Origin of the sequence: Acidiphilium sp. (assembly GCF_049977125.1) — a bacterium.
Taxonomy (GTDB): domain Bacteria; phylum Pseudomonadota; class Alphaproteobacteria; order Acetobacterales; family Acetobacteraceae; genus Acidiphilium.
Window position 1 is genome coordinate 1 of record NZ_JBMFGY010000179.1, and the last position, 4834, is coordinate 4834.

The 4834-nt window shown below is 62.6% G+C and carries 6 protein-coding genes; 2 read left to right on the forward strand and 4 right to left on the reverse strand.

Going from position 1 to position 4834, the window contains the following annotated elements; genetic code table 11:
- Positions 1-180: 180 nt before the first annotated feature.
- Complete coding sequence (locus tag ACP5E6_RS16120; RefSeq protein ID WP_427955796.1) at positions 181-1749, forward strand: GMC oxidoreductase; 1569 nt, start codon at positions 181-183, stop codon at positions 1747-1749.
- Here the strand turns inward: ACP5E6_RS16120 and ACP5E6_RS16125 are convergent.
- From ACP5E6_RS16125 to ACP5E6_RS16140, 4 genes are read right to left on the reverse strand one after another with little or no spacing between them, the layout of a single operon-like run.
- On the reverse strand, positions 1730-2455 hold the full coding sequence (locus tag ACP5E6_RS16125; protein WP_427955799.1) for a VOC family protein: 726 nt from the start codon (positions 2453-2455) through the stop codon (positions 1730-1732). The two genes, ACP5E6_RS16120 and ACP5E6_RS16125, sit on opposite strands and share 20 nt — an antisense overlap.
- A 26-nt stretch (positions 2456-2481) precedes the next feature.
- Positions 2482-3387 (reverse strand): SMP-30/gluconolactonase/LRE family protein, encoded by a 906-nt coding sequence (locus tag ACP5E6_RS16130; RefSeq protein WP_427955801.1) that lies wholly within the window; start codon positions 3385-3387, stop codon positions 2482-2484.
- Positions 3384-3830 (reverse strand): cupin domain-containing protein, encoded by a 447-nt coding sequence (locus ACP5E6_RS16135; protein WP_427955803.1) that lies wholly within the window; start codon positions 3828-3830, stop codon positions 3384-3386. The genes ACP5E6_RS16130 and ACP5E6_RS16135 overlap by 4 nt, the downstream gene beginning before the upstream one ends.
- Positions 3831-3840: 10 nt before the next feature.
- A complete protein-coding gene (locus ACP5E6_RS16140) occupies positions 3841-4311 on the reverse strand; it encodes a DoxX family protein (protein ID WP_427955804.1) in 471 nt (156 codons plus the stop codon).
- 338 nt (positions 4312-4649) lie between these two features.
- Here ACP5E6_RS16140 and ACP5E6_RS16145 point away from each other — a divergent pair.
- A partial coding sequence (locus ACP5E6_RS16145; RefSeq protein WP_427955807.1) for a hypothetical protein occupies positions 4650-4834 on the forward strand: 185 nt, incomplete at its 3' end.

A 4834-nucleotide genomic window follows, 5' to 3' on the forward strand; every position in this document is an offset into this window, starting at 1 on the left:
CGGGACTCCGGCTCAGGAGGTTAGCCGGAATGCGTCCAATTTATCGGTGTCCTGTGGTACGATGACGCGCCACGACCACGCGCAGGATTGATCCCACAAGTTCGTGGAACCGTAAACCGGGTTTTGGGTCGGGGCGTGCCGATCTCTGGGCGGAAATCGTTTTTGCGTGAAAGGATCGGCATGCCGCAGGATCACTACGACATCATCGTCATCGGCTCCGGTCCCGGAGGGGGGGCGCTGGCGCAGCGCCTGGCCCCGACCGGCAAGCGCATCCTGATCCTGGAGCGGGGCGATTATCTGCCGCGCAGTCAGAAGAACTGGGATTCGCAGACCGTCTTCGTCGATGCCGCGTATCAGACCAAGGAGGTCTGGTACAACCGCAAGGGCGAGACCTTCCAGCCCGGCCTGCATTATTATGTCGGCGGCAACTCGAAAGTGTATGGCGCGGCCTTGTTCCGCCTGCGCGAGCGGGATTTCGAAACCATCGTCCACAAGGACGGTATTTCGCCGGAATGGCCTCTGAAATACGATGTGTTCGAGCCGTATTACGCCGAGGCGGAGCGCCTGTTCCATGTCCACGGCAAGCGCGGCGAGGACCCGAACGAGCCGTGGTCGAGCGGTGATTTTCCGCACCCGCCGGTCAGCCACGAGAAACGGATCGAGGAATTATCGGCGGGTTTCACCCGCGACGGGCTGCACCCGTTCCATCTGCCGCTCGGCATCCTGCTCGATGAGAAGGACGGCAAGCCGACGCCGACCAGCACCTGCATCCGCTGCGATGCGTTCGACGGATTTCCCTGCCTGCTGAACGGCAAGGCGGATGCGCAGGTCATGTGCATCGACCCCACCCTGGCGCTGCACCCCAACGTGACGCTGCTGACCGATGCCTATGTCGATACGCTGGAGACCGACGCCGCCGGGCGCAGCATCACCGGCGTCAACCTCATCCACGCGGGCGAGCGGCAACGGCTGTCGGCGGATATCGTGGTGAGTGCGTGTGGCGCGCTGAGTTCGGCGCTGCTGTTTCTGCGCTCGGCGAACGCGGCGCATCCCAACGGGCTGGCCAACGGGTCGGATCAGGTCGGGCGCAATTACATGCGGCACAACCAGTCGGTGCTGATGGCGCTGCTGCGCGAGCCGAACGACACCATCTTCCAGAAGACGCTGGCGGTGAGCGATTATTATTTCGGCGCGGATGACTGGGATTATCCGCTGGGCCTGATCCAGATGTGTGCGACCTCGCACGCCGATCAGATCAGGGGGGAATCCCTGCCGTCCTGGTTGAGTTTCCTGCCGGAAATGCCGTTCGAGACCATGGCGCGGCATTCGATGGATTTCTGGCTGTCCAGCGAGGATCTGCCGCATGGCGAGAACCGCATCACCCTCGATCGCAGCGGTCGCGTGTTCCTCGATCTGGAGCCGAACAACATGGAGGCGCATCACCGGCTGAAAAAGAAGCTGGAAGCCGCAATGGCGAAAGCCGGCCCCAACCTCGCCATGCTCGATCGCTCTCTCTATCTCGGCAAGAACATCCCGGTCGGTGGCACCGCGCATCAGGCCGGCACGCTGCGCTTCGGCACCGACCCCGCTCAATCCGTACTCGATCTCGACTGCAAGACCCATGAGATCGACAATCTCTACGTGGCGGATGCCGGGTTCTTCCCCTCGATCGGCGCAGTGAACCCGACATTGACGATCATCGCCAACGCGCTGCGGATGGCCGACCGGATCAAGGAACGGCTAGGCTGACGCCTTCGATGCAGTGACCGTCGGGGTCGCGGCTCAGAGGCTGCGTCCCGCTCATGACGATGCGGGTCGCTGCGATATCGCTGGTCGTCCAGGTGCCGGCGGGGGCATTTGGGGTGAGATAATCGAGCAGCTCGAGATGCGGTACGGCCTGACCCGGAATCCGCAGGGCGGTGACCAGCACGTGCGGCGCCGCCAGCCCATCGAGCGCGGCCTGCGCCGGGCCGCGATTATGCGATTGCGCCGCCCGCTCGAAGCCGAGGGTGCGGTAGAACGTCTCGCTCGCTTGCGTACCGGCGACCACGATGGCGGTGTGGTCGATTCCGAGGAACAATCCATCGCGACCCTGCCAACAGGGAGGCGTGGCGTCGGGCGGGAATTGCAGCAATTCGAGCGGGTGGCCTTCCGGGTCGCGGAATTTCCAGGCGGTGACGCCGCCGGAGGATGCCGGCAATCTCTGCGGGCCATCGGTGGAAATCGCGGTCGCCCCGTGGCGTGTGGCGTGGTCGAACGCGGCCGCGATATCGTTCACCACGATGGCGAGGTGCTGGAACCAGGGGTCGTTGCTGGCGCGCGCTGCCGGGTAATCCGCCCCGGTCCCGGCCTGCAGCCAGATTTGCTGTTCGCCCAACCCCAGCATGGGACCATCGACCATGAAACCGAGGGCTGAGCGGTAGAATTCGGCGCAGGCGGTAATGTTCCTTGTCATCAGGCGCATGCCACAGACTGTCCCAGTCATGGTCGCTGCACCCCGCGTATATTGAGAAAGATCGCATACAGCGTGTGCGAACCGCCAATGAATAGGCGGTTCTTGTGCAACCCGCCGAAGGTGAGGTTCGAGATTCGGTAGGGCAGGCGGATCTTGCCCAGCAACGTGCCATCCGGGGCGATGCAATGCACGCCATCCCCGGCGCTACTCCACAGATTACCGTCCTCGTCGAGCCGGAATCCATCGGCGTAACCGGGCGTGATCTGGTGGAACAGGCGGCCGTTACCGAGGGATCTGCCGTCGGGCGCGACATCGAAGGCGCGGATCATCTGCTTCGGCGCGGGCTGGGACTGATCGCCGGTTTCGGCAATGTAGAGGATGCGCTCGTCGGGCGAGAAGGCGAGACCGTTCGGCCCGTCGAAATCATCGGCGACGATGCGGATATCCCCGCGCTCCGGATCGAACCGATACACGGCAGGCGGTTGTTCCGATGTCTGACGACCCCCTTCGTAATCGGTCAGCAGCCCGTACAGCGGATCGGTGAACCAGATGCTGCCGTCCGATTTCACGACGACATCGTTGGGCGCGTTCAACCGCTTGCCGTCGTGATGGGCGACCAGGCGAGTCAGCCGCCCGTCGTGCTCGGTGCGGTAGAGGCAGCGGCCATGATGCGAGCAGGCGATCAGCCGTCCCTGAAGGTCCCTTGTCTGGCCGTTGGCATAGTCCGACGGCGCGCGATAGACTGACACGCCATGATCTTCGCTCCAGCGCATCGTGCGGTTGCGCGGCAGATCCTGGAACAGTAGGCAGTCGGCATCGCCCAGCCAGACCGGCCCTTCGATCCAGCGAAAGCCGGCGGCCAGCACTTCGAGCTCGGCATTGTCCAGAATATATCTGGAAAATCGCGGGTCGAGGATCTCGAAATCGCTCAAGCGAAGCGGCAAGGCTGCCCGATGGTGGGGGGCTTGTCGAACTGCACCACCATCAGTACCGCCGGTTGATCCCCGATCGTGCCGGATTTATGGCCGGTCCGCCCGTCGGCTTTTCTTGTGTTCTGATCCTCGCCGAACGAGATTTCACCCGGCCCCATTTCCACCCGCGTGCCGTCCATCGATTCCACGAACCAGCGCCCGGAGAGCGGAATGATCCATTGCGGGCGCGGATTTTCATGCCACTCGCCAACCCAGCCGACCGGCTGCACCGTGACCATCACGGTCATGCCGTCATGGGTGCGGCTGCCCTGCCATTGCGGTGCCGCCCCTTCGCCCATCGCCTTCATCTCGAAACTGGTCAGGGCGCAACGGGTTTGATGGCTGATCCCCTCCTGATCGGTCCAGAGATGCCAGTAGGGAATGCTGGGTGCGTCGTCAGACATGATGCGTCTCTCAGGAGGAATGGGCGGCGAGATAGGGGTGGGTGGAGCCGAACGGATGGGCGAGGATCGCATCGATACCGTGTGTGGCACCGTGCATCGTGGTGCCGAACGTGATCAGTAGAAACCCGCCCGCAAGGGAGAAATTCTTGAGGAAATCCCAGAACAGATCGCGTCCCTTGCTTGTGCCACGATGCCAGAAATCCCCCGGTGCCCAGAACTGCTTGAACAGAACCGCGGTGGCCATGCAATAGAGTGCCAGAATCAGAGCGGCCAGACGGTCGGCCACACCGGTGATCACCCCTAGCGACATGACGATCTCGATGAACAACCCGATCAGGATCGACATGGTGGCCAAAGCGTTGACACCGAACAATAGCTGCGCCTGCCCGACCGCACCCTTAAAGTTTAAAATCTTGTCGAGCGCGCTGAACGGAAAGAACAGCACGACCAGCAAGCACCGCACCGCCAGGGTCACCAGCATAATCGTCGATCCCTTACCGTCATGAAGCCGGAGGTGGCATAACGATGGATATGGCCAGTGTCATACCGGCGGACAAGTCACGAGCCGATCATGCCACCTTGCACACGCCGCGACGTTCAAACCGTCTCGTATCGGCCGCAACGGCGGGATCATCGAACGGCGTCAGGCATGCCCAGAGGAATGCGATCATATCGACCTCGATCAGGCCAATGGCTGCCTCCCCCACCCGTTCTGATCGCCCTTGGGCAAAGACGTCACGTCCCTGCTGCGGTCGCTACTCCTACCAAGTCGATAGGGCCTAAATCTCCTGCAGCGCCACCAGACGATCCCGAGATCGGATGCCCGGCGTTCCTCTGCTCGCTGTGCCGGCGCATCGATTGGTAACAGCAGGTCCGCAGCAGCAGAATCCAAGATGCCATCATCACCCAATCAGCCTGGTGATGGAGCGGAATTATCGCCCTCGCCTGGTCCAGCCGTTCAGCCAACTGATCGACAAGGTTGGGAAGGCGAAGGATCGACAGAT